The organism is Virgibacillus sp. AGTR, assembly GCF_016919725.2.
GTDB lineage: Bacteria > Bacillota > Bacilli > Bacillales > Amphibacillaceae > Virgibacillus > Virgibacillus salarius.
In genome coordinates, this window is the sequence record NZ_JAJERH010000068.1 from 1 (window position 1) to 23,892 (window position 23,892).

The window sequence follows — 23,892 nt, forward strand, 5'->3', positions numbered from 1 at the left end:
TTTATAACAAAAAAGATTCCAGCTATCATTTTTTGATAACTGGAATCTTTTTTAACTTCATAAGGGCTAGTTATGTCCCAGCCCCTTGTCATTTTACTTATTCTACTCCTTTAACCCATTCATCTACTTTTTCTTGGTTTTCCTCTACCCATGCAGCAGCTGCATCTTCAGGAGAGGTTCCGTTAGAAATTTCAAGCATTACAGCTTCCATATCTTCAGTAGTCCAGTTAAATTGGTCTAGAATTTTATATGCATTTGGCATATCATCTTTAAGCCCTTTACGAACCATCGTATCAATGGTTTCTGCTTCACCAAATGTACCTTTTGGATCTTCTAAATATTTTAATTCATATTTAGCAAATTTCCAGTGTGGAGTCCAACCAGTAACAATAATATCTTCTTCGTTTTCAATAGCTGAACCTAATTCCGTTGCCATTGCTCCACTAGATGAGGTTTGTACTTCCCATCCCTTCAGATTGTCATAATCTGTTAAGGCTTGTTCAGCGGCTCCAACAACACCAGCTCCTGGTTCAATACCAGTAATCGTTTTGTTGGCTTGTGCATCTAAGTCTTCAATGCTATTTACATCCATATATTTAGGCACAACTAATCCAATTTTTGCACCTTCAAGGTTTGTACCAAGTTCTTCTACTTGATCACCATATTCTTCATATTGGTCAGCATGTGTTGCTGGTAACCACGCAGCCACCATACCGTCTGCTTCACCATTTGCGACAGCTTCCCACATTACAGCGTTATCAAGTGGTGTTAATTTCACATCAAAGCCTTGATCTTCTAAAACCTTTCCAACGACGTGTGTAGAAGCAATTTCTGAATCCCATTCAACATAAGCTAATTCAATTTCTTTTGCTTCACCTTCAGAAGCTGTTCCTTCATCAGAACCATTACCTGTTGACTCATCATCAGAGCCACAACCAGCTGCAAATAATGATAATGAAAGCCCTGCTACTAGACCAAGGCGTTTCCAATTACGTTTAAACATAATGCTAATCTCCCCTTTTATTTAAAATTTATATATGGAAACTTTTCATTAGAAAAGATACCAACATAGGTTATTGTTTTTGCTTATTCATATTTTGAGTAATTCGATCGATAATAATCGCAAGAATTACAATTCCCACTCCAGCAACAAAACCAGTTCCTACTTGAGCTCGTTGCAATGCAGATAGTACTTCTCTACCAAGCCCAGGTGCACCAATCATAGAAGCAATAACTACCATAGATAGTGCAAGCATCACGGTTTGGTTTATCCCTGCCATAATCGTCGTTTTTGCCATTGGTAATTCTACCTTAAATAACTTTTGTGCTCCTGTACTACCAAATGCCTCGGAAGCTTCAACTAATTCCTGAGAAACTTGACGAATTCCTAAATTTGTAAATCGAACGGTTGGTGGTGTTGCAAAAATCAGTGATGCAAAAACACCAGGGACCATACCAATTCCGAAAAAGGCAACAGCCGGTATTAAATATACAAAGGCTGGCATTGTCTGCATAAAGTCAAGAATCGGCGTAATAATTGCTGATGCTATTCTACTTTTTGACATCAGAATTCCTACAGGCACACCAATAATTACCGATAAAATACTAGCAAGTAATACAAGTGTAAAGGTACTCATTAAGTGCTCCCATAATTCTTGGTTATAAATAAACCAAAGTCCAACAATCGAAAAAGTAGCTAGACCAAATTTCTTACCGGAAATAAAGAATGCAATAACTGCAACTAAAAGAATTATGATAACCGGCGGAACAGATATTAGAAATTCAGATGTACTCTCCATAAAACTTCCGAAATGTTCTTTGATCGGGTCAAATAAAAAGGAAAACTTCTCCGTAATCCATTCCGTTGCGTCTTTCGTTTTCTCTGCAATCGGTAATTTTGGAACAAAATCTAATACATTATTAAGCATTTTCTAAATTCACCTCTCCATCACTGGATAGTGCAGCAAGAACTGCACCTCGAACAATAATTCCAATTAATTTTTCATTTTCCACTACAGCTACTGGAATTGGTGAATCATGGATAATGTCAAAAATCTCATGCATCGGGGTTTCTCTTTCGACTTTCGGAATATCATTCTTCAAAACCTCTGTTAAGTTATTAATTTCTTTTTTGCGAGCTTCTGATGCATCATCGGCGGTTATATAGCCTTTCAGGTTACGCTTGCTATCTACTACAAAAATGCTAGATAATCCTTCTTCGCGCATGCGTTCTAAAGCTACACGTGGACCATGCTTCTCCATGTTTACTGTTTCTGGGCGTTTCATAATATGCTGTGCAGTCAATACCTTTGAACGGTCAACGTCTTCAACAAACTTTTCAACATAATCATTTTCAGGATTGACTAAGATTTCTTCAGGTGTTCCGATCTGAACAATTGATCCATCCTTCATGAGTGCAATCCGATCTCCAATCCGTAATGCTTCATCTAAATCATGCGTAATAAACAAGATCGTTTTCTGCATAGTCGTTTGTAAATCTAGTAATTCATCTTGCATTTCTTTACGAATTAATGGATCTAATGCAGAGAAAGCCTCATCCATTAAAAGGACTTCAGGATCGTTAGCCAATGCTCGAGCAAGACCAACTCGTTGCTGCATTCCACCTGATAACTGACTTGGTTTCTGATGAATATAATCTCCTAAACCTACTAACTCTAGTGCTTCCTGCGCTTTTTTCTTACGATCTTCCTTTGGAACCTTTTGAATTTCCAAACCGTATTCAGCATTTTCTAGAATGGTACGATGTGGAAACAATGCAAACTTTTGAAATACCATACTTAGCTTTTCTCGACGGACTTCGCGCAATGATTTTTTATCCATCGTTGCTAAATTGTCTCCATCTATCATAATGGTTCCTTCAGTAGGCTCTATCAAGCGATTGATTAGCCGTACTAATGTTGATTTACCACTTCCAGATAACCCCATAATGACAAAGATTTCCCCTTCTTCAACAGAAAAGGACGCCCGATTCACCCCTACTGTGTTGCCTGTTTCTTTTAAGATGGCATCCTTTGACAAACCTTTATCGAGAAGCTTTAGCGTTTGCTTCGGATTTTTACCGAAAACTTTTGATAGATTTTTCGCTTCTATTACTGGCAATTCATTCACCTCTTTTTTCTATTTCAGCCCATGACCCATGATGAAGGGACTAATACTTTTCTATCAGGATAGCTACACAAAAATACGCGTGCAAAACTATCTTGCATGTTATATAGATTTCCACGAGCTCCGAACAAATTATTCAATTACTTTATCTACTATAACGATTTTAAAGATACAATACAAACTTTAAATTCTATTAGTTTTGTATATATTTTTTGTACAGTTTATACTGTACGAACATTACATTAAATTTGCTTTGTATACCTCCGATTTCCTTTAAAATACTAGTAGATAAACAGTTTTTAATCATTGGGTAATTAGTGTAATCTTGATATATCAAGGCTTTAGGAGGATTTTATGAATAGACCTCAAACAGAAATAATCACCAATAAAATCATGTTGGAATTTTCAAAAACGGTAGAGATGTTCGGATTTACCCCGTTAGAGTCACGATTGTTTGCCTTTTTATACTTATCAGAAAAGCCAAAAACATTAGACGAAATGGCTGAAGCCCTCGGAAAAAGCAAAACTTCCATGAGTACGAGCATACGCTCACTTTCAGATCAGAATCTTGTAACACGTGTTTGGAAAAAAGGGGTCAGAAAAGATCTTTATGAAGCACATACGCAATTATTCAAGTCATTTATGAATTCCTATATTAGCAAATGGATAGATGCAGCGAATCAGCAAAAAGTATCTCTAGAAGATATTAATGACATCATTAAAGAAGGAAAGGATTCTGATTCCAATGCTAAGCTTTATCTTCATATGGAATCAAGGTTACATCATTTAATACAGTTCCATCAGCAAGTCGAGGATTTATTTCGCGAGATGAAGCAGGAATAGTATTTAGGTGCAATAAGCATGAAAAGAAATAATCGCGGACCATTGTTTATAGCAGAACAAAAGTAGCGACTGGAGCAAGTCAACGGGGGATAAGGAATTACGATGAGCTTGCGAGCTGATGATGACTTAGATTAGGGCGATTCATGAAGTCACCTAGTTTCTGGGCGCTTGCGCTGGACGCGGATCAACATACCCATATTTATCCACATGTTAATTTTTATAGTTTCCAGACAATAAAAAAGAAGATAATTTCAGTACATTATCTTCTTTTCTAACCCTTATTATTTTGTTTGATTATACGAATAAATTCATTCATGAGAGAGGGGTAGAAGCCTTCTCGTTGCAGCGCATTAATCGTACTATCCGGTTCAAGCTTTTCTGTTAACATACCTGCAAAATGAATAAGTAATGATGAGAAATGAATCAGACCTTCTTCTTTTTGTGCTTCATATTGTTCGTTAAGCTTCTCGAGGCGCTCCATTAGAATAGCAAATTCTTCTCTTGTTAAATTTCTTTCAATCACTAATTTCGTAAATGGATATTCATCCATATCAATTATTTTGGAAAGTAGTTGTAAATGAAAAGCTGCTGTCTCAGCCTCATTGAAAGTGCCCACTTTATCATACTCCTCCCCTACTAGCACGCTTTACGTCTACCTTACATAGGCTTAATATTAAACGATCTATAGCAGCATGTCCTTACTTGTATTATAAACTTTTCTTAACGTCCAAAAAAAGTATAAAAAAAGTATTGATTTTTCCCTTTAATCGTACTATCATTCTTGAAGGATAAAAACTTCTAAGAAGCATGATGGAGGGATCAAAAATGAATTGCTGGAAATCAATCAACCTTGCAAAAGAATTTGGCAAAAGTCGTTTGTACCTTGTGTCTTTTTTAACTGCCTTACTCTCATTTATTTTTCTCTATGTACCTATTACATTGGCCCAAGGAACAAATGAAGTGAATGAACAGGGTATTATTCCTTTCCTGCTATTGCTTGTGCTGTTACCGACAGTTCATTCATGTATGCATATACTTCCTTTGATCCTGATGAATAAACGAATAAAAGTAATTTTTAAGATGAAATATAACGTTTTTCCTGTATTTTATTATTATACGAAATATCACTTAACAAAAAAAGCATATTTATTAGTTGCGCTAGCACCTACTATCTTAATTACGATACCTGGGCTAGTTGCAAGCTATTATTTTATCGATTACTCTGTCTATATTATCATATTGACGTCGGCCAATATCGGTATCGCATTTATTGATTTACTTTATGTAGCATATCTTTGGAAAGCACCTAAGCGATCACTAATAGAAAATAGAGAAGATGGTAATGGATTTGATATTTTAATAAGAGCGCATCAACACTAAGATTCTTCTGAGACAAAAGTAAATAAGAAACAATAAAAAAGAACTATAATTAGTTGTGATATTAATTATAGTTCTTTTTTAATTAAAATAAATGATTTAGCATCTGACTCCTGAATAAATGCGTAATCGCCCGATTAGAAACGTAGCGACTGGAGCTAGTCAACGGAGATAAAAGCATCACGGTGTGCTTGCGAGCCGATGATGATTTAGATTAGGGCGATTCGTGAAGTCACCTAGTTTCTGGGCGCCAGAGTTGGAGCACGCCCACATGAACAAATTTTATGATTTCTTATCTTTTGAAAAAGAAGCGCGCTTCTTCTCTGAGTGATGTATTGCTTCCGAAGTCTTCGTAACCCTACGGGAACAGCACAAGTCCGATGACCACTTGTAACTTTTTCCTTTATCAACTTAGTTGAGGCCATCTACGGAAAGCGAGTATATTTCTCAGGATATGGCGATGATACCTATATTAATAAAACGATTATACATATTTATAGTAATTTGTCCCATCCTCTTTCCTTTTTTCTTGAAACTTAGAATATTCTTCTCTGTTCAGAATGTTAATCTTTTGATACAGTAATGAATAGGATATTGTAGAATGTAATTATAGAGGAGAAAAACAAGTTGTTTGTTAAGTACGACAAGGGGGTCCTACGATGAATATTATCTTTCTCTTATATGGATTTATTATATTACTTATTTTTAATTCATTAACGCATCAATTCTGTCTAAAAATGGAAATGGAGACCTTAAAGCAAGGAAAAATGTTTCGAGTTATAAACATTATGGTAACCGTCTTACTTGTGTGTTCCTACGTACGAGTAATGAATGTAATGGTATAAGCACACCCTACTGTTTCATATAAGGCTGTATTTTTTATATCCTAATATGTTATATTTATTGTTAGGGGAGATTATTGTACAAGCAGATTAGGAGTGTTCATGTATGAAGAAAACAGCAATTGCTGTCACATTGACTGCAGGATTATTCACACTTGCAGCATGTAGCTCAGGTGACGATGAAGCGGTCGTGAAAACTAACGCAGGAGATGTGACAAAGGAAGAATTTTACCAAGAATTAAAAGATCGTTATGGTGAAAAGATTCTTCAAGAAATGGTAACTATCGAAGTACTTGAAGATAAGTACGATGTATCCGATGACAAAGTAGATGAAGAAATCAAGAAAATGAAAGACCAGCTTGGTGATCAGTTTGACGCTGCCGTACAACAGCAATTTGGCAGTGAAGACGCATTACGTAGTGTCATCAAAATCAGTCTACTTCAAGAAGCTGCTGTCTCAGAAGATGTAGACATTAAAGAAGAAGAACTAAAAGATCTTTATGAACGAAAAAACACTGAAATTAAAGCACAGCATATCTTAGTAGAAGATGAAAAAACAGCAAAAGAAGTCAAAAAGAAAGTTGATGACGGTGGTGACTTTGCAAAGTTAGCTAAAGAATATTCTACTGATACTGGGAGCGCCGAACAGGGTGGTGACCTTGGTTACTTCTCATCAGGTCAAATGGTACCCGAATTTGAGGATGCTGCTTATAGCATGAAAAAGGGCGAAGTAAGTGATCCAGTTAAAACCCAACATGGTTACCATATCATTAAAGTAAATGATATTCGTGATAAAGAAGAAAATATTGGGAAATATGAAGATGTAAAAGAAGATTTACGTCGTGAACTATTATCACAAAAAATGGATGCAACAAAAGCGCAAGAGAAAATTGATAATATTCTTAAAGATGCAGACATTGAAGTGAAGATTGATAAATATAAGGATATGTTCGAAAAGGAAGAAGCAAAGGAATCTAAAGAGGATACCGAAGCTAAAGGATAACTTTCAAACTTTAAAGGACTAGTCACAATTCGTGGACTAGTCCTTTTGCATACCATATGTCAAGATTTCTCTGTTAAACAGAAGCCCTTAATTAAGATGTTTCTTTTTCTTGCTCCTGCCTTTGCTTCCTTTCCCTTTCTGCCCGTAAACGATCCATATACACCTTTCCCTCTTTTTCAATAAATTGGTGCTCCAATTTTTTCTCGGCATGCATTGCTCGAAATGCCATAAAACCGCTTAGAAAAATAAATATGATCATTACGAATACCCACCAAGGCACTCCTAGTATCATCATTTAGGCCTCCTTGTCCATCTTCTCTACAAAATATATATGAAAAGAACATGAAAAAAATGCCCGTAACTTCATTTCTGTTTATTCTTCAAATAACGGCTTATAGAATGAACGATTGTCCATAGCAAATAGCCGTTCCGTAAATTCCCCTGGATTCACTTTATCAAGTGCCCGATTAAGCATATTCATTTTAGCATCAAATAAATCAATAAGATGCAATATTTCAGCTTCACGAACTAATGGCGGCTTTGGACTCCCCCATTCTGGTTTTCCGTGATGACTTAATACGAGATGCTGTAAGATCACAACCTCCTCTCCCTCAATCTGCATTTCTTTTGCTATCATTCCAATTTCCTCTACCATCATGGGAATATGTCCAAGTAATTTACCTTCGAGCGTATATGTCGTTGTCACAACACCAGACAATTCTTTGACCTTACCAATATCATGGAGGATAATTCCCGCATACAGTAAATCCTTATTCAATTCTGGATATAATTTATGCATTTCTTTCGCAATTGCCAGCATACTCACAATGTGGTGGGCTAAGCCTGATGCATAGTCATGATGATTTTTAGCAGCTGCTGGATAGATGAGTAATGCTTCCTGATACTTCTTTATAAAAGCCCGAACTATTCGTTGTAACGTAGGGTTTTGCATTTCAAATATAGCTTCTGTTAACTTCTCTATTAATCTATCTTTTTCAATAGGTGCTTTTTCTATAAAGTCAGAAACATGTACACCGTCTGTAGGCTGTGCAGGACGTAATGACAAAATTTTCAACTGTGCTTTTCCGCGAAATTGATTCACTTCTCCTGAGACTTTCACTATTTGTTCAGCAATGAAGGTGGCTTCATCTTCTTTTGTACTATCCCAAAGCTTTGCTTCAATCTCTCCCGTTGCGTCGCTTAGTATAAGTGTCAAAAAAGGTTTTCCATTACTTGTTAATCCTTTTGTAGCTTCTCTTATAAGTAGAAATCCATCATAGGAATCGCCAATGGTGACTTGGCCAATTCCTTTTTTAAGGTCACTATTCATTTGATTCTCCCCCTTAGATATTCGTGCCTGTTCTAGATTATCTAAACAAAAAGAGACTGACATTAAATAGCCAAAGCCCATTTATCTGTCAATCTCCGTTGTCCATTAATGTTTTGGAATATAGTCGAAGATCTTTCCGGATTCAATTACCTGAATAAACTTCATTAACCATTCATAATAATTCTGTGCATATCGTAGACGTTCAATATCTTTACTTATTTTATTTTTTAGGTTTTCATCATCTGTCTCTTCATAAATCTTTTCCAATTCCGCAATAGCTTCATCGGCTTCCTCGATGTTTGTCTCTGTATGATGGCGCCAACGGTTACCAAATAATGAAGTAAATGATTTATACCAATCTTCTTCTGATTGATACAAATCCTTTCGTATGCCTTTCTTAAATGTTGATTCAACCATCTTCATATCAGATAATGATCGAACACCTGTAGACATACTTGTTTTACTCATTTCTAAGGCATCGCGCATATCGTCCAACGTCATCGGTTGATCTGCAAAATATAAAACACCGTATAATCTTCCAACAGAAGATGTGATACCATATAAATTCATATTTTTAGCAATGACTTGAATGAATTTTTCTATTGTCTCATCATATAATTCCCAATCTTTTGATACATTTTCCTCTGGCAATGGATGTCCCTCCACCTGCATATATATATAATCTGCAAATAGTTTATCATTATTTGTTAATTAATGCGAACAGAATTTCATAGATGTATATAACTTTTATTTTCTGAAGCTTCAACCATTTCTTTTTTACATGTAAAAACAAGGACTTGCTGCTGTTTAGCAATACGATTTAAAATGTTTATTATACGTTGCGTACGAATAGAATCAAAATGGACAAATGCATCATCTATCATAAACGGTAGTGCATGCCTTTCACTCATACTACTACTAATCGCTAATCGCAAGGAAACATATAACTGATCAATCGTTCCCTGTGATAACTCCTTTATCGTAAAGCGCGTGCCATCATTTCTCTCTACCTTAAACGGAACATCCTGTGATGGAGGATATACTTTTTGATATCGATTTCCGGTCAATTCTGCAAAAAATAATGACGTTTCCTCGATAATTTCGCTCAAATATTTATCGCGGTAAGACCGCTTCGTTCTGAGTAGTAATTCTTTGGCCGTTTTCATAACAGCCCATTTTTTTACTAACTGGTTTAGTTTTTCCTTATCTTGCTCTATAAGATGTATGGAATCTGAATATTCTTCAGACATTTCTATTGAGGTTATCATGGCATTACGATCTGCCAAAGTCTGTCTGCCTTTTTCTAGAGCTTCTTCTAAATTGCTTATGCGTTCTTTTGTTTGCTCTAACTCCATTCGTAAGGAATCTGCATCCATGTCCTCTTGCGTATAATGCTGCCAAGTAGTAGCCTTAAACAAGGCAGAGAGTTGACTTTCCAGCTTTGCTCTGCTATTAGTTAAGGTACGTTTTTCGTCTACTATTTTGGCCTTCTTATAGAAATCCTCCTCTGAATTAACCTCGGCAATTGTAAATAACTTTGCCATTTCTTGTTCATAGGTTTTCATTTTTTCATTCAGATTATATTGATTTTCCATTGTCTCCTGAAGTAGTTGCTGATTAAAGTCTAGTTGCTTTATCGTTTCATCGTTTTCCTCAACGATATGCATAATCCAATCATACTGCTGTTTAATGGGTTTACCTTTCCCATCCCGATTTACTTTTGATAAAAACATTGATATTCTATCTGACATTTTTTCTAATGCTTCTTGATTTTCCGTAATTCTGTCTCTATATTCCTGCAATTGCTTCGACATTCTAATACTATTTTTTAGTTCATGGAAAAATTCCGGCCAGTAAGTCGGATTAATCTCCTGTAAAAAGGGATATTGTTCGTGTTGTTCCTTCATTTGATTTTCGATCCGTTGATATCTTTCCATATGCTGGAACTGTTTTTCTTCCCATTGTAATAAGGATATTTCGGTTGTTTTTAGCTGCTCTTGTAATGACCGAATCTCATTCTTTAACTGCTGTTGCTGTTCAAGCTTACTTTCTAATTCTAAACATTCCTTCTCCGTGACGTTATTACTTGGCTGCGGTTTTTCTGAATGTAGCATATGATCAATTTCAGCTATTGATTTTTTTTGCCAAAACCATTGACCTACACCTGTCATCAACACAAACATAGCAATTACCAAGAATAAATTTCGTTCTATTGTTATTGCGACCAGTAAACAAATCAAAGCTGCTGAAATTGCTGCTAACACAATGTATTTTGCTTTTCTTTCTTTCATTAATTTCTTATACTGCCAGTCTTTACTTCGTTGGTTTTGAACATGGTTTATTTGCTGTAGCATTTCCGAATGCTTAACAGATTTCAACTGATGTTGCCATTCATCGATTGTTCTCTCTGGATAAAGATTTTCTCTTCCAGTATCTATTTGATTCCATAAGATCGTTCGCTGTTTGTTAAGTTGGTTACGTTCTATATCTAATTGCTCTTTTTCAAGATCAAGCTTATCCAAGTCGTTTTTTATATGCTTCCAATGCTTTTCTGTGTGAAAGGATAGATGAGTGTTTTGTAAGTCTTCTTCATTTAAAGAAATGTTTAGATTTTCTAACGTTTTTTCAATATGTAGCTGTTGCTTTTGTAATGCAACCTGCAGTCTGTTATTTTCTTGTTGGTACGCTTCATAAGAAGCTTTATCCGCTAATAAATCCTTTGCTTCCTGTATAATAACTTCGTTTACTTTTCTCTCCTCTAATGAATGAATCGTTTCGGATAACCGACGTATATTTTCATGTGAAACTGCATTTTCACTTTTAAGTGGTAGTAACAACTCTTTTTGCTTTTCCAATCTCTCTCTGCCACTCTCCGGAAAAGCTAACACTTCAGGTAAGTGTTGTAACCGTTCCATAACTGCTTGATATTCCTGAATAATTGGCCAAGCATGATGCTTCTTTTCCAACTTAATTCGCTTTGCCGTTTCTTGTTCTAAATCAATTCGAAGCGCCTGTAGTTCCTTTTCTATTTGCTGAGCTTCTAATTTCTTATTTCGATAGGAACCTTCCGATTTTTTCCATTTATCTAAACGTTCTTGCATTTGCTGTAAATTACTTAATTGCTGGTTAATCGCTGGTTTTTTGCCGTATGGTTTATATAACTCACCTATTTTAGAATCCAATTGCTTCTCAACGGTATACAAATTCGTAGAGCCCGTCATACCAATGCCTAAAATAACATCCCCCAGATCATCTTCTTTCATCGTTGTTATAGTAGCTAAATCATTTGCAGAAAATGAAAAGATTGATTGGTAGATAGCATAATTCATTCCTTTTAAACGTTCTTTTAACCATTGCTCCTCTTCTTCATTGCCATCAGCAGTGTAACAAACAGCAGCACCATTTCGTACTTCATGAAATCGCTCAATAGTAAATCGTACTCCCTTATCAACAACGGTAAGTCTTCCCCCCATTTTCCCACTCGTTTTTGGTCGATAAAACTCTCGTTGCTTAGGTGGTAAACCAAAAAGCATAAAAAGAATGAAAGTATGTAAGGTTGATTTGCCTGATTCGTTTTCTCCATAAATATACGTTACCTGTTGGTTTGAAAAATCGATCGTATCGTCTACCCATTTACCAAAGCCAAATATGGTAGCTTGTTCAAATTTCACGCTCTTCCCTCATTCCTTTAATAGCTCATAAATAAGTAATTCTTTAACAGCTGTTTTCAATGCCATCTCTTCTTCTATTGTTAATCGTTCCACAAATTTACGAGCACGTTTCTGTTGATATATTTCGGCAATAAACGGTTGAATGGATTGATTGTCAATTTCATAGAGTAATTCACTAATGAAATGATCTCCCTTGTATAATTCTCGATCAAAGCTAGCTACCTTTTTACTCACGCTATATCGAAAAATATAACTCCAAACCGATGATTGTATCGTTGCCTCATTTATTAACTCCATCATTTCTTCCATCCTACCATCCTGTTGCCATTTAGTTATTCGTTGATCCGTACTTATTAAAGTTAAATCAATTAATTGTGGTGTTGAATAGGTAAGATTATTTACATGCTCCATTAATACCGATTCCACTTCATGTACGGAATTACATGGGGATACATTAACAACAAGTGGATTAATTTGAATGGCTTGCAGTGGAATGAAAGCCAGATCAGTCGTTCCTTCATTTAATACAACATGATAACAACCTTTCATCCCTGTTTCTTTTCGATTTCTGCCTTGGATATTTCCAGGATAGACTATTGCAGGAGTTTCTTTTAAAATTTGTCGTTTATGGATATGACCAAGCGCCCAATAATCGAAGTGCCTTTCAGATAGTTCTTGTACTTGAAATGGCGCATACCTATCATGTTCTGTATTACTTTGAACACTTCCATGTAGCATTGCGATATGAAATGGAACTGAAGTATCGGTTATTTGAAATTCATTCACTTTATTTGCTACTACAGCACGATTCTCATAACTAAAACCGTAAATCAAAGCTAATACCTCTCCATTTCGTTGGTACGGAAAAGGTTGAACCTCTTCCTTTGAAAATATATATACATTATCGGGATAGGCTACAGGATGTTTATTCCCATTTATGTAATCATGATTTCCATAAGACATGTAAACATAAATTTCATGATTCTGTAATTTTTCAAATGCTTTCTTTAATCGTATTTGAGCTTTTAAACTTTGTTTTTCATTATCAAACAAATCTCCAACGATTAACACGAAATCAACACGTTGATTAATAGCGGCTTGTACTAAGTTATCTAATGCTACAAATGTACTCTCCCTCACCTCTTTAAATATAGGGTCAGGTGTATTTGCTAATCCTTTAAACGGACTATCCAAATGCAAGTCAGCAGCATGAATAAACGATAATTGCTTTGACATATAAATTCCTCCATCTTTCTTCATTTTAGCAAACAACCGAATAGAATGCACGTTCGATTAATTACATACAAAAAGATAGCTGTCCGTATAATCAAGCAATTTCTGCTGCTTACAAAGCTTTTCAAGATGGCAAACGATTTGTTAGCTTACCGTCTTAATGAATAACGAGCGTATGAACCCCCGGCATAGCCAGGGGTTTTCTAACATGAACAAAAGCGTAACCGCCCTGTTAGCAACGTAGCAACTGAAGCGAGTCAACGGAGATTAAGGAAGCACGGTGTGCTTGCGAGCCGATGATGACTTATCGTCAGGGCGATTCGTGAAGTTACCTCGTTTCTGGGCGCCGGAGCTGGACGCGGCTCAACAGGCCCATATTTATCCACATGGGCTAATTTTATAATTTCCTGGACTATAAAAAAACTTGTAGAAAACGTAAAGGTTTTCTACAAGTAAAGGTCTATCAATAGGCAAACGATTAACATTTATTCTTTTTTTGATAGCGCGATTGCCTTTTTAAAATCTTTTAAAGAGCTGGATCGACCGTACATCAGCACTCCGCCTTTATAAACTTTTGCACCTAGTAATGCTAATAATACTATCGTGGCTACAAGTATACCGATAGATAAAGCTACCTCCCAAACAGGTATATCAAGCATTCCAACTCTTAAAAACATAATTATAGGTGAGAAAAATGGTATGAACGATGTAATTTGTACTAAACTCGACTCTGGCATACTTAATCCATAGATTGCGATAAAGAAAGCAATCATGATTAAAAAAGTCATCGGCATAATTAACTGCTGTGCATCTTCAATCCTACTCACCAATGAACCAAGCATAGCTGCAAGGGTTCCATAGAGTAAATACCCTAAGATAAAAAATACAATGGCATACACGTAAATAGATATAGACATGTCACCAATTCCAAAATACGTGAAGACTCCCTCCGTAAGCTCATCTTGCTTTGAACGAATTTGTGTATAACCGACTACGAGCAGTAAACCAATTTGAGTCAATCCCAACAATGCGATTCCAATAATTTTAGCAAACATATGAGTGACTGGTGACGCACTTGAGATTAAAATTTCCATCACCCTTGACGATTTCTCTGTCGCTACGTCAGTAGCTATCATGTTTCCATACATGATGACTGCCATATATAATACGAACATCATCACATAAACAATTCCCCGTGCTTGATTTAACTCTTCATCTGTCTTTGCCGTTTTATCTAGTGCAACTGTTTGAAAGGATACCGGGGCATTAATCTCCGCTAATGTAGCTGCATCAATCTCTGCTTGTTCCGTCGCATAGGATACCTTCAATTGCTGGAGTTGTTGCTCTATAAACAGCTGATTTCCTGTTTCCGATACATTATTTGCATAATAGGTCGCTTCGGGTAATTGCTTTTTATTGATCGATAAATTTATAAATGCCTTATATTCCTCATTCTGTACTGCCTGCTTTGCTTCTTCTACCGTTCCATTATAGGAAGTTAGTTCAACTTTTTCATTCGATTGTTCTACAAGCTCATTCAACGGTTCAAAAAGTTCATTGGAATCATCGATAACGACTATCTGATCTGCTTTATCATTAGAGAACATGTCTATAATGGACTGAATATTCACCAGGCCAATAATTAATAGTAACGAAAGTAAGGTGGTAATAATAAATGACTTTGTTTTAATTCGAGTCATATATGTGTGTCCAAGGATAATCCAGAACTTATTCATAAGACGCACCCACTTTCTCTATGAAAATATCATTTAACGAAGGTTCTTCTAATTCAAATTTACGAATAAATCCTTTTCCTTGCAGCGCTTGAAATATATCCTGCGAAATTGCTTCACTTTCTATTTGTAAGCGGCAACCTTCCATTACATTCTTATAGGTCACCACTCCAGGAAAACTTTGCAGAAAATCCAATGGAAACGATGCATGAATAATTAAATTTTTCCTACCATATGAGCGTTTAATATCCTGTAATGACCCTTGAACAACCTGCTTTCCTTTATGAAGAATGCAGAGATGCTCACATAGCTCTTCCACATGCTCCATGCGATGAGAAGAAAATACTATAGATGTTCCCTTGTCTTTTAAATCGATTACTGCTTCTTTAAGCATTTCAACATTGACCGGATCAAGTCCAGAAAACGGTTCATCTAAAATAACTAATTTAGGTTGATGAATGATGGATGAGATGAATTGAATTTTTTGCTGATTACCTTTGGATAGCTCTTCCACCTTCTTATTCATGTATTCTGGTATCTTGAATCGTTCAAGCCATCCCGTTAGTTTATCTACTACTTCAATTTTTTTCATACCACGAAGCTTTCCTAAATAAATAAGCTGGTCTTTAACGGTTAGCTTTGGATATAGTCCTCTTTCTTCTGGGAGATACCCTATTAAATGACTTTTATCATAATGTATGGCTTCACCATTCCAAGAAATATTTCCTTCTGTTCGATCTAATAAGCCTAATATCATTCGAAATGTTGTCGTCTTACCTGCACCATTTCCCCCAAGGAAGCCGAACATTTCCTTTTCAGGGATCTCTAAAGAAAGTGCGTCTACAGCCGTATGTGAGCCAAATCGCTTTGTCACATCTTCTATTTTTAGCGTCATTAAAACCCTTCCCCCTTTTCTTTAATCTGTACTACGATCCAAATGGTTAATTGTTTCATTTTAGCCTGAGCTTTTGCTACGAAAGCAGAAACGTAATGTGCAACATCCTACGAATAACATGACTATAAACCAAGAGAAAATATATATTACATGCTATCCTAAAGCCTTGCCTTAAGTTGATTAGTTTCTTGTAATAGTGAAAATTCAATCAATTGGGGGTTTGGTTTATCCCCCAATATTGGTTTCACATGATTGCTTCAAGTAAGAACCTTAATGCCATATGTGGAATAACACTCTGTACCAAATAGATATCAGAGTCCTGCTCGATTAGCGAGAAATCCTCCTTTAACACCTATCATCCCTATCAAATATAAAATTCAATCAAATATCTTCGCAAGTAGTAATAATAAACTTAATTTCACCTTTCTCTCTTAAAATATTTGCTCATCGGGAAACTTGTGACTTTTATACTAAATCCACCCTACGTAACCGTTAATCCTCCCGTTTTTCTCGGATCTATGTTTTCAAAGTTAGCTATTTCACCTTATAATAAGGTAAAATTTACACACAGTATACATACTAATCTTTTAAATTATCAAGTCTACTTACACGTTAAAGAAAAGGGGTTTTAATGAAGGAATTTACGCAGTCCTGTCGAATATATATAAGTAAGTTACTTCAAGGAGGAGCATATGTTATGAGAAACTATACACTAACTGTATTTAACCGTTCAGGTGAAAAGCTATTGGATGAAACATATACCGCCGCTAGTGATGATGAAGCAAAAGAAATTGGAACAGCTAAACTAGAAGAGGGAGGTTACCTTGAATATACACATCGCTGTGTTACTCCAGAGGCTAAATTAATATTATTTCATCGATAAATTCCCGCCGTTTTTTCTTCAAAGATCCATAAGCTCTGTTTTCACAACGAAACCGATTTTCTATAACTAGAAAGTCGGTTTCAACATGTACTTATTTCCCTTTAAATACCGGTTTTCGTTTCTCCAAAAAGGCTTTAACCCCCTCCTGATGATCTTCCGTGTTTCGTAGTTCCCATTGCGATTGCTTCTCTTCTTCTAAATAATAACGTAATACTTCCTTTTGCTTGGAATGATATATCATTTTGGTTTGCAGCATGGCAGCTAATGGTGTTTCTAATAGTTGATTGGCCAACTTAGTCGCATGAGGCATCGCTTTATCCTCTGCTGTAATGTCAACCAACCCCATTTGTTTTGCCTTTATCCCATCCACTTGTTTTAATCCCCAAATAAATTGCTTTGCTTGCTGTGTACCAAGCCGTTCCTGTAACCAAAAATGACCACCGCCATCAGGTACAAGTCCTACACCAATAAATAGCATGCCTAATTTTGCCTCTTTCTGTGCAACAACAAAGTCAGCAGTTAAAGCAATACTTAAACCCAATCCAGCTACCGATCCATGTATAGATGAAATAATAATTTTAGGCATCATATATAGTTTCAATACAATTTGTTCAATCATTTCCATAATATTATCAAAGTACGATTTATCTGAAAAACCCTTCATCATTGAAATATCTCCACCAGAGCAAAACGCATTTCCTTCTCCTGAAAGAATCACAATTGCATCATCATTTTTTTCAACTTCTTTTATAGTTTGTAACAGTTCTTCCAACATTTCTTCATTTAGTGCATTATAACGTGCTGCCCTGTTGAAGTAAATATATGAAATGCAATCTCTACTTTCGTATATAATCGTGTCTCCCATCTTCTTTACCCCTTTCTGATTTCTATATGTAACCATTCGCTAATATCTACCGATTATCCTGCTTTTAGCAATATTACTTTAATTTTTAAATGGAAAGGAATTTCAGTAAAAGGAGTTTCATGTTTGCTCACCGTTTTAAAAGCTTGGATGCTAACAGTTTAATTAATAAACGTCAAAGAGCGTAGAAAAATACACTTTTTCTACGCTCTACATGCAGCTTTTAACTTATTATTCGTTTTTATCCTCTGATGTACCATAGAGTTCTTCTAAAGGTTTTGTAATAATTCTGCTCACATCATTAATAACTAGATTAAGGCGTTGCTCCTCTTCCATTAATTTAGATATATCTTGATGCTGCTGAACTAATTCAACAACTTGTCTTGCTTTTTCAACTTCTTCTTCAGTAATTTCTTGTCCCTGCATTTGTTTCTCTTGCAAGGCCATTTGAGTATCACGAAAATTATCAAACATCTGCTTTGCAGATGGGTCATTCATTACTGCATCATAGGCAGTTTTTAAGCTCTTAAATTCTTCACTTTCTCGAATTGCTTTTTCTAAATCATAAGCACTATCATAAATATTGGGCAAGACAAATCCTCCTTCATATTTCTTACTCTCATTTACTATAACAAACGAAATACGTCGTGTATAGCGTTTCAAATTTTGCAGTCAATTCAATTATTTATTTTTAAATAATTTTTCGACTGTTATAATAAAAAAAAGCACTGAAGAAAATGAGGGTTTGCCAATGATTGAACAACTAAAAAATATTTTCCCTTCTCTTATTGTCGATAGTGAAGAAAAAGGTTATGTTAGTGAAACCTATCAATGGTTTTTAACACATAATGGGGAAAAAATCGGCATTGCTAAGCAGGAACTATCGGAAAAAGATGGTCGATTAATGCGTACATTTTTAACACCGTATCAAGGACCACCTCTCACTAAAAAGGAAAAAGTATGGAAGCAAATCATTGATCAAAATTTCACGGAAGCTCCTACTTCAATTACTTCTCCCTATCGCTTTGTTTACTTTTCTATGAATAAAAACCAGATAAATCCGGGAGTATTTAAAGAGTCAATACAAACATTGTTCGACTATTCCGTTCCCATCATATGGGAAAACGAACATGAAGGTATTCTTATCGAAGAGAAGCCCATCATAGCAGAGGAGAGTATATCTTACGAACAGATTATTGATATATTAATGAGTGATTTATACGTTAATATTCACTTCTTTGTTGGTCCATATTCCAAGAATTATAAAGATGCTAAGCATCAGTATAAGAGCTTGTTAACCTATGCTAATAGGATATTAACCTATACAGATAAATCGGTAATAAGCTACAAAGAAGCAATTCCTCACATTCTGGTTGGCTTCTCAGATCAAGCATTCAGAGAATATATCGCTGAAACGATTCTACAGGAATTCACCGATGACACCGACTTATTACAGACTATTCACACCTTCCTTCAATGTAATTTAAATGTTTCTGTTGCTGCGAAGGAGTTATATATGCATCGAAACAGCCTGCAATATCGGTTGGATAAATTTATTGAAAAGACTGGTATCGATATTCGGCAATTTCACCAAGCCACAACTGTATATTTAGCATTACTAGCAAATATGCACAAAGAAGATTAATATCTTTGTGCATGTTTGCTGTTTCTATTTGTCCAGGCTTTTTTTATACTATAACTAATTAAACGTTTACAAAAATAAAGGAGGAATAGAGGAATGGCAGAACTTCGTTTAGAGCACATTCAAAAATCGTACGATAAAAAGACGATTGCCGTAGACGACTTTAACCTACATATTCAAGATAAAGAATTTATTGTTTTTGTTGGACCTTCTGGTTGTGGTAAATCTACAACCTTACGAATGATTGCTGGTCTTGAAGAGATAACCGATGGTGAATTATACATCGATGATAAAAAAATGAATGATGTGGCTCCAAAAGATCGGGATATTGCTATGGTGTTCCAAAACTATGCATTATATCCACATATGAATGTATACGATAATATGGCTTTCGGTTTAAAATTACGTAAATTCAAGAAGGATGAAATTGAGAAACGTGTTAAGAATGCTGCAAATATTCTCGGCCTTGAAGCTTATTTAGATCGTAAACCAAAAGCATTATCAGGTGGGCAACGTCAACGTGTAGCACTTGGTCGTGCAATTGTCCGTGATGCCAAGGTGTTCTTAATGGACGAACCATTATCAAACTTAGATGCTAAATTACGTGTACAAATGCGTGCAGAGATTCAAAAGCTCCATCAAAGACTGCAAACAACAACCATCTACGTAACCCATGACCAGACAGAAGCGATGACTATGGCAACACGCCTTGTTGTAATGAAGGATGGAATTATCCAACAAATCGGAGCTCCTAAAGATGTTTATGATAACCCTGATAATGTTTTTGTCGGTGGATTCATTGGATCTCCATCTATGAACTTCTTCACTGGAAAACTAAATGGAAATACTGTGGAAGTCGGAGAAACGAAAATAGAAATACCTGAAGGAAAGCTTAAAATATTACGAGACCAAGGTTACGAAGATAAAGAAATCACTTTAGGTATCCGTCCAGAAGATATCCACGATGAACCAGTATTTATTGAATCATCACCAAACACTAAAATAACAGCTAACATTGAAGTGGCTGATTTGATGGGTGCTGAGACGTACCTCTATTCTAAAATAGGAGAGCAGGATTTCATTGCACGTATCGATTCTCGTACAGATATAAATGTTGGCGAAAATATTGAGCTTGCCTTTGATATGAACAAAGCCCACTTTTTTGACATTGAAACAGAGCTTCGTATTCGTTAAATTTTATATATACTAAAATTGCGGGGAAGCCAATTGGCTTCCCCGTCTTTTCCACCATTATTATTAAGCTTTTGGTCCTAGTTGTTGTTGAGCAGTTTGAACAAGTCTTTTAGTGATTTCTCCACCAACTGACCCGTTTGAACGAGAAGTAGAATCAGGACCTAAAGTCACACCAAATTCTTGAGCAATTTCATATTTCATTTGATCAAGAGCTTGTTGTACTCCAGGAACAACTAATTGGTTTGAACTGTTGTTAGCCATGTTTATCACCTCCTGTAATCATAGTGTGAGCAGATTACAAAAAACTTATCATAAGTTTTCACTGGTAAATTGTAGATTTGTTGGCAAGCATATAATTAACATAATAATTTTTCATAGATAAAAATAACTGCCGAGAAAATTTTTCTCGGCAGCCTAAAGGTTGCTGATGAAACAGTATGCATTTTATTTTGGATACGTCATTTCTTTCGGATTCACATATTGATCAAATTCTTCTTCAGTAAGCAACCCTAATTCAACAGCTGTTTCTTTTAATGTAGCATTGTCCTTAAATGCTTTTTTAGCAATTTTTGCTGCATTCTCATAACCGATATGTGGGTTAAGTGCTGTCACTAGCATTAATGAATCTTTTAGATTTTTATCGATTTGCTCCAAATTTGGTTCGATTCCCTTGGCACAGCGCTCATCAAATGAAAGTATACTATCTGATAGAATTTGACAAGATTGAAGGAAATTATAAGCAATAACTGGCTTAAACACATTCAACTCAAAATTACCTTGACTTGCAGCAAAACCAATCGTTGCATCATTTCCCATTACCTGAGCTACTACCATTGTAACTGCTTCACTTTGTGTTGGATTTACTTTTCCAGGCATAATCGAGCTTCCAGGTTCATTTGCCGGTATAGTGATCTCGCCAATTCCACAACGAGGTCCACTTGCAAGCCACCGAACATCATTTGCAATTTTCATCATATCCGCCGCTAATCCTTTTAAAGCTCCATGCGCATATACCGTTTCGTCATGACTTGTTAATGCATGGAATTTATTTGGTGCAGAAACAAAATTTTTACCTGTATAGGTATTAATTGCTGCACAAACACGTTCAGAGAACTCAGGATGAGCATTTAAGCCTGTCCCAACAGCAGTACCACCAATAGCAAGCTCCTTGATATGCTGAACACTTTCTTTAATCATAGCTTCTGATTTTTCTAGCATACGATGCCAACCACTAATTTCCTGTCCCAATGTTAATGGTGTAGCATCTTGTAAATGGGTACGCCCGATTTTAACAATATCCTTGTAGGTTTCCATTTTTGAGCGGAAGGTATCTTTCAATGTCTTAATAGCTGGTAACACCGTATCTTCCAATTTCATAACAGACGCAATATGCATTGCTGTAGGATACGTATCATTGGAGCTTTGTGATTTATTAACATCATCATTCGGGTGCAATGTTAACTCACTTTTCTGCTCACTTAACCACTTATTGCCGACATAGGCAATAACTTCATTTACATTCATATTAGATTGTGTTCCACTACCTGTTTGCCAAACAACTAAAGGAAAGTGCTCACTAATTTCCCCACTAATAATTTGTTCTGCTGCAAAATTGATTGCTTCCGCTTTTTTTTCATCTAATAAACCTAATTCCATATTTGCATGGGCAGCACTCTTTTTCAAAATAGCAAACGCTTTAATTATTTCCGTCGGCATTTTTTCATTACCAATTGGGAAATTTTGCTTACTTCGTTGTGTTTGAGCACCCCAATATTTATCAGCAGATACTTGAATTTCACCTATTGTATCTTTTTCTATACGATAATCCATTACGCTTTCCTCCCTATGTACATTCATTCATATAACCTCCTTCTATTGTATCAGAAAATTGACAGATGAAAATATATAGAATGTACGGATTTTCAACCAAGTTGACAAATTTACTTGTTCTTTTTGTACACTGACACAAAATTGTACGCGTTTATGGTTCCAATCCATCTAGCTTTTCTTTTATAATATGTAAGATAGGAAACGATAGTTAAAGTGTGGGAAGACATAGTTTTTCATTCATCATATCTAAAACGATTTCGAAAGCAGAACAGAAGTCTTCTAAAACATTACATAAAGGAGGATTTCGTTATGCCAAATATATGGACACATATACTCTTTTGTGAGGACGTGGCAGATGCTGTAACCCAAACTTATCCATTTTCTAATTACGAAGCATATATGAAACTTGGTGCACAGGGTCCAGACCCTTTTTTCTATTATAATTTCTGGCCAGGAATGAAGAAGGAGCATATACAGAATATCGGAAATGCTCTTCATACAAGGCATTGTGGGGACTTTCTCATTGACTTGCTAATGGAAGCTGGAAAAATGAATGCAAAAGCAAAAGCGTATGTTTTCGGATTTGTCACTCATCATATCTTGGATAGAAATACTCATCCATATATCCATTATCGAGCTGGGTATGAAGAAAATAAACATCAAAAGCTTGAAGTTCTGATTGACACCATAATGATGGAAAAATATCATAATTTAAAAACATGGAAAGCACCAGTTTATAAAGAAATAGATGTCGGTATGTCTCTGGATAGAAACATTAGCTTGCTTTTGTATAACACGATTGAAAAGCACTTTCCTGAGCTAAATCGCCATTCGTCATCATATATTCATAAATCTTATCGCCATATGAAGTTAGCTTTAAAGGTATTATCTGATCCTCATGGGTGGAAGAATACAATTTTAAAATCTTTTATATCCCCTTTTTCACATCAGCCTATCAAGGAAAATACAGATTATCTTAATTTGAATCAAAAAACTTGGTATCACCCAGCTACAAAAAAGCCGAGCAACCAAAGCTTTCTTGATCTATACCGGCAAGCAAGAATGGAAGGTATTGATATCTTAACCCTTGTATATGATTATTGGAAAACAAATGATTTCAAATATGTAACCTTGTTAACTGAAAAGATTGGCAATATTTCTTATGATACAGGCGAGCCATTACATTTAGAATTAGAAAATAGATATTGTGAACCGATTGTCTAAGAATAGTGCTTAAAAATAAGCGCCCAAATCACATTAAAAGCTGGTATAGCTATCGAATCCAGTGGTCCTTTAAATATACCTCCGTTTTCGTAACTTGTTAGCAATATCTCCTTAAAGTATGTACACAAGGCTGAGATATAACGAAAACGGTTCATTTTGAAGATTAAGAAAAACTGAGCAAAATTCGCTCAGTCCTTATCACTA

Annotated in this window: 23 protein-coding genes; 8 read left to right on the plus strand and 15 right to left on the minus strand. The window is 35.6% G+C overall.

Annotated elements, in window-relative coordinates:
• Nucleotides 1-97: 97 nt before the first annotated feature.
• The 3 genes from JUJ52_RS18370 to JUJ52_RS18380 all read right to left on the minus strand — a co-directional run bounded on the left by JUJ52_RS18370 (nucleotide 98) and on the right by JUJ52_RS18380 (nucleotide 3,120).
• On the minus strand, nucleotides 98-1,003 hold the full coding sequence (locus tag JUJ52_RS18370; protein ID WP_026680585.1) for a glycine betaine ABC transporter substrate-binding protein: 906 nt from the start codon (nucleotides 1,001-1,003) through the stop codon (nucleotides 98-100).
• 70 nt (nucleotides 1,004-1,073) lie between these two features.
• Nucleotides 1,074-1,928 (minus strand): ABC transporter permease, encoded by an 855-nt coding sequence (locus tag JUJ52_RS18375; RefSeq protein WP_026680584.1) that lies wholly within the window; start codon nucleotides 1,926-1,928, stop codon nucleotides 1,074-1,076.
• On the minus strand, nucleotides 1,921-3,120 hold the full coding sequence (locus JUJ52_RS18380) for a quaternary amine ABC transporter ATP-binding protein (protein ID WP_026680583.1): 1,200 nt from the start codon (nucleotides 3,118-3,120) through the stop codon (nucleotides 1,921-1,923). Before JUJ52_RS18380 ends, JUJ52_RS18375 begins: the two co-directional genes overlap by 8 nt.
• A 360-nt stretch (nucleotides 3,121-3,480) precedes the next feature.
• On the opposite strand from JUJ52_RS18380, the gene JUJ52_RS18385 reads away from it, so the two are divergent.
• A complete protein-coding gene (locus tag JUJ52_RS18385; RefSeq protein ID WP_026680582.1) occupies nucleotides 3,481-3,969 on the plus strand; it encodes a GbsR/MarR family transcriptional regulator in 489 nt (162 codons plus the stop codon).
• A gap of 271 nt (nucleotides 3,970-4,240) precedes the next feature.
• Here the strand turns inward: JUJ52_RS18385 and JUJ52_RS18390 are convergent, their stop codons facing one another.
• Entirely contained in the window at nucleotides 4,241-4,585 is a 345-nt protein-coding gene (locus JUJ52_RS18390; protein ID WP_026680581.1) for a DUF1878 family protein, read from the minus strand.
• Between the two features lie 209 nt (nucleotides 4,586-4,794).
• Between JUJ52_RS18390 and JUJ52_RS18395 the strand changes: the two genes are divergently transcribed.
• The 3 genes from JUJ52_RS18395 to JUJ52_RS18405 all read left to right on the plus strand — a co-directional run bounded on the left by JUJ52_RS18395 (nucleotide 4,795) and on the right by JUJ52_RS18405 (nucleotide 7,191).
• On the plus strand, nucleotides 4,795-5,349 hold the full coding sequence (locus JUJ52_RS18395) for a DUF3267 domain-containing protein (RefSeq protein WP_026680580.1): 555 nt from the start codon (nucleotides 4,795-4,797) through the stop codon (nucleotides 5,347-5,349).
• Between the two features lie 656 nt (nucleotides 5,350-6,005).
• Nucleotides 6,006-6,191: a hypothetical protein gene (locus JUJ52_RS18400; RefSeq protein WP_026680579.1), complete on the plus strand. Its 186-nt coding sequence runs from the start codon at nucleotides 6,006-6,008 to the stop codon at nucleotides 6,189-6,191.
• Between the two features lie 103 nt (nucleotides 6,192-6,294).
• On the plus strand, nucleotides 6,295-7,191 hold the full coding sequence (locus tag JUJ52_RS18405) for a peptidylprolyl isomerase (protein WP_026680578.1): 897 nt from the start codon (nucleotides 6,295-6,297) through the stop codon (nucleotides 7,189-7,191).
• 91 nt (nucleotides 7,192-7,282) lie between these two features.
• Here JUJ52_RS18405 and JUJ52_RS18410 read toward each other — a convergent pair whose 3' ends face one another.
• From JUJ52_RS18410 to JUJ52_RS18440, 7 genes are all read right to left on the minus strand, one after another.
• Entirely contained in the window at nucleotides 7,283-7,483 is a 201-nt protein-coding gene (locus tag JUJ52_RS18410) for a sporulation YhaL family protein (RefSeq protein ID WP_121604856.1), read from the minus strand.
• Between the two features lie 81 nt (nucleotides 7,484-7,564).
• Nucleotides 7,565-8,521: a 3'-5' exoribonuclease YhaM gene (gene yhaM, locus JUJ52_RS18415; protein ID WP_034678769.1), complete on the minus strand. Its 957-nt coding sequence runs from the start codon at nucleotides 8,519-8,521 to the stop codon at nucleotides 7,565-7,567.
• Between the two features lie 105 nt (nucleotides 8,522-8,626).
• On the minus strand, nucleotides 8,627-9,172 hold the full coding sequence (locus JUJ52_RS18420) for a GbsR/MarR family transcriptional regulator (RefSeq protein ID WP_026680575.1): 546 nt from the start codon (nucleotides 9,170-9,172) through the stop codon (nucleotides 8,627-8,629).
• Nucleotides 9,173-9,249: 77 nt separating this feature from the next.
• Nucleotides 9,250-12,192 carry an ATP-binding protein gene (locus tag JUJ52_RS18425; RefSeq protein WP_205388399.1) on the minus strand — a complete coding sequence of 981 codons (2,943 nt, stop codon included), beginning with the start codon at nucleotides 12,190-12,192 and terminating at the stop codon, nucleotides 9,250-9,252.
• 9 nt (nucleotides 12,193-12,201) lie between these two features.
• Nucleotides 12,202-13,428 (minus strand): metallophosphoesterase family protein, encoded by a 1,227-nt coding sequence (locus JUJ52_RS18430; RefSeq protein WP_026680573.1) that lies wholly within the window; start codon nucleotides 13,426-13,428, stop codon nucleotides 12,202-12,204.
• A gap of 482 nt (nucleotides 13,429-13,910) precedes the next feature.
• Nucleotides 13,911-15,161 carry an ABC transporter permease gene (locus JUJ52_RS18435; protein WP_026680572.1) on the minus strand — a complete coding sequence of 417 codons (1,251 nt, stop codon included), beginning with the start codon at nucleotides 15,159-15,161 and terminating at the stop codon, nucleotides 13,911-13,913.
• The gene (locus JUJ52_RS18440) at nucleotides 15,154-16,053 is read right to left on the minus strand and encodes an ABC transporter ATP-binding protein (RefSeq protein WP_026680571.1); all 900 of its coding nucleotides are present in this window, start codon (nucleotides 16,051-16,053) and stop codon (nucleotides 15,154-15,156) included. The genes JUJ52_RS18435 and JUJ52_RS18440 overlap by 8 nt, the downstream gene beginning before the upstream one ends.
• 697 nt (nucleotides 16,054-16,750) lie before the next feature.
• Between JUJ52_RS18440 and JUJ52_RS18445 the strand changes: the two genes are divergently transcribed.
• Nucleotides 16,751-16,936: a YhzD family protein gene (locus tag JUJ52_RS18445; protein ID WP_026680570.1), complete on the plus strand. Its 186-nt coding sequence runs from the start codon at nucleotides 16,751-16,753 to the stop codon at nucleotides 16,934-16,936.
• A 91-nt stretch (nucleotides 16,937-17,027) separates the two neighbouring features.
• Here JUJ52_RS18445 and JUJ52_RS18450 read toward each other — a convergent pair whose 3' ends face one another.
• Nucleotides 17,028-17,801: an enoyl-CoA hydratase gene (locus JUJ52_RS18450; protein WP_121604853.1), complete on the minus strand. Its 774-nt coding sequence runs from the start codon at nucleotides 17,799-17,801 to the stop codon at nucleotides 17,028-17,030.
• 228 nt (nucleotides 17,802-18,029) lie between these two features.
• The gene (locus JUJ52_RS18455) at nucleotides 18,030-18,389 is read right to left on the minus strand and encodes a YlbF/YmcA family competence regulator (protein WP_026680568.1); all 360 of its coding nucleotides are present in this window, start codon (nucleotides 18,387-18,389) and stop codon (nucleotides 18,030-18,032) included.
• Between the two features lie 160 nt (nucleotides 18,390-18,549).
• Here JUJ52_RS18455 and JUJ52_RS18460 point away from each other — a divergent pair, with 160 nt between their 5' ends.
• Nucleotides 18,550-19,443 (plus strand): PucR family transcriptional regulator, encoded by an 894-nt coding sequence (locus JUJ52_RS18460; protein WP_026680567.1) that lies wholly within the window; start codon nucleotides 18,550-18,552, stop codon nucleotides 19,441-19,443.
• 93 nt (nucleotides 19,444-19,536) lie between these two features.
• Nucleotides 19,537-20,634, plus strand: coding sequence for an ABC transporter ATP-binding protein (locus JUJ52_RS18465; RefSeq protein WP_121604852.1), 1,098 nt, complete (start codon nucleotides 19,537-19,539; stop codon nucleotides 20,632-20,634).
• 63 nt (nucleotides 20,635-20,697) lie between these two features.
• On the opposite strand, the gene JUJ52_RS18470 is transcribed toward JUJ52_RS18465, so the two are convergent.
• The gene (locus JUJ52_RS18470; protein WP_026680565.1) at nucleotides 20,698-20,895 is read right to left on the minus strand and encodes an alpha/beta-type small acid-soluble spore protein; all 198 of its coding nucleotides are present in this window, start codon (nucleotides 20,893-20,895) and stop codon (nucleotides 20,698-20,700) included.
• A gap of 183 nt (nucleotides 20,896-21,078) precedes the next feature.
• Nucleotides 21,079-22,464 carry a class II fumarate hydratase gene (gene fumC / locus JUJ52_RS18475; protein ID WP_121605874.1) on the minus strand — a complete coding sequence of 462 codons (1,386 nt, stop codon included), beginning with the start codon at nucleotides 22,462-22,464 and terminating at the stop codon, nucleotides 21,079-21,081.
• Between the two features lie 309 nt (nucleotides 22,465-22,773).
• Between fumC and JUJ52_RS18480 the strand changes: the two genes are divergently transcribed.
• A complete protein-coding gene (locus JUJ52_RS18480; protein ID WP_166530598.1) occupies nucleotides 22,774-23,688 on the plus strand; it encodes a zinc dependent phospholipase C family protein in 915 nt (304 codons plus the stop codon).
• The last annotated feature ends 204 nt before the right edge of the window (nucleotides 23,689-23,892 follow it).

Excerpts from the sequence above, each read along its gene's own strand:
- JUJ52_RS18370 (WP_026680585.1), bottom strand. The coding sequence starts at position 1,003 with ATGTTTAAACGTAATTGGAAACGCCTTGGTCTAGTAGCAGGGCTTTCA.
- JUJ52_RS18375 (WP_026680584.1), bottom strand. The coding sequence starts at position 1,928 with ATGCTTAATAATGTATTAGATTTTGTTCCAAAATTACCGATTGCAGAG.
- JUJ52_RS18385 (WP_026680582.1), top strand. The coding sequence starts at position 3,481 with ATGAATAGACCTCAAACAGAAATAATCACCAATAAAATCATGTTGGAA.
- JUJ52_RS18395 (WP_026680580.1), top strand. The coding sequence starts at position 4,795 with ATGAATTGCTGGAAATCAATCAACCTTGCAAAAGAATTTGGCAAAAGT.
- JUJ52_RS18400 (WP_026680579.1), top strand. The coding sequence starts at position 6,006 with ATGAATATTATCTTTCTCTTATATGGATTTATTATATTACTTATTTTT.
- JUJ52_RS18405 (WP_026680578.1), top strand. The coding sequence starts at position 6,295 with ATGAAGAAAACAGCAATTGCTGTCACATTGACTGCAGGATTATTCACA.
- JUJ52_RS18410 (WP_121604856.1), bottom strand. The coding sequence starts at position 7,483 with ATGATACTAGGAGTGCCTTGGTGGGTATTCGTAATGATCATATTTATT.
- yhaM (WP_034678769.1), bottom strand. The coding sequence starts at position 8,521 with ATGAATAGTGACCTTAAAAAAGGAATTGGCCAAGTCACCATTGGCGAT.
- JUJ52_RS18430 (WP_026680573.1), bottom strand. The coding sequence starts at position 13,428 with ATGTCAAAGCAATTATCGTTTATTCATGCTGCTGACTTGCATTTGGAT.
- JUJ52_RS18435 (WP_026680572.1), bottom strand. The coding sequence starts at position 15,161 with ATGAATAAGTTCTGGATTATCCTTGGACACACATATATGACTCGAATT.
- JUJ52_RS18440 (WP_026680571.1), bottom strand. The coding sequence starts at position 16,053 with ATGACGCTAAAAATAGAAGATGTGACAAAGCGATTTGGCTCACATACG.
- JUJ52_RS18445 (WP_026680570.1), top strand. The coding sequence starts at position 16,751 with ATGAGAAACTATACACTAACTGTATTTAACCGTTCAGGTGAAAAGCTA.
- JUJ52_RS18450 (WP_121604853.1), bottom strand. The coding sequence starts at position 17,801 with ATGGGAGACACGATTATATACGAAAGTAGAGATTGCATTTCATATATT.
- JUJ52_RS18460 (WP_026680567.1), top strand. The coding sequence starts at position 18,550 with ATGATTGAACAACTAAAAAATATTTTCCCTTCTCTTATTGTCGATAGT.
- JUJ52_RS18465 (WP_121604852.1), top strand. The coding sequence starts at position 19,537 with ATGGCAGAACTTCGTTTAGAGCACATTCAAAAATCGTACGATAAAAAG.
- JUJ52_RS18470 (WP_026680565.1), bottom strand. The coding sequence starts at position 20,895 with ATGGCTAACAACAGTTCAAACCAATTAGTTGTTCCTGGAGTACAACAA.
- fumC (WP_121605874.1), bottom strand. The coding sequence starts at position 22,464 with ATGGATTATCGTATAGAAAAAGATACAATAGGTGAAATTCAAGTATCT.
- JUJ52_RS18480 (WP_166530598.1), top strand. The coding sequence starts at position 22,774 with ATGCCAAATATATGGACACATATACTCTTTTGTGAGGACGTGGCAGAT.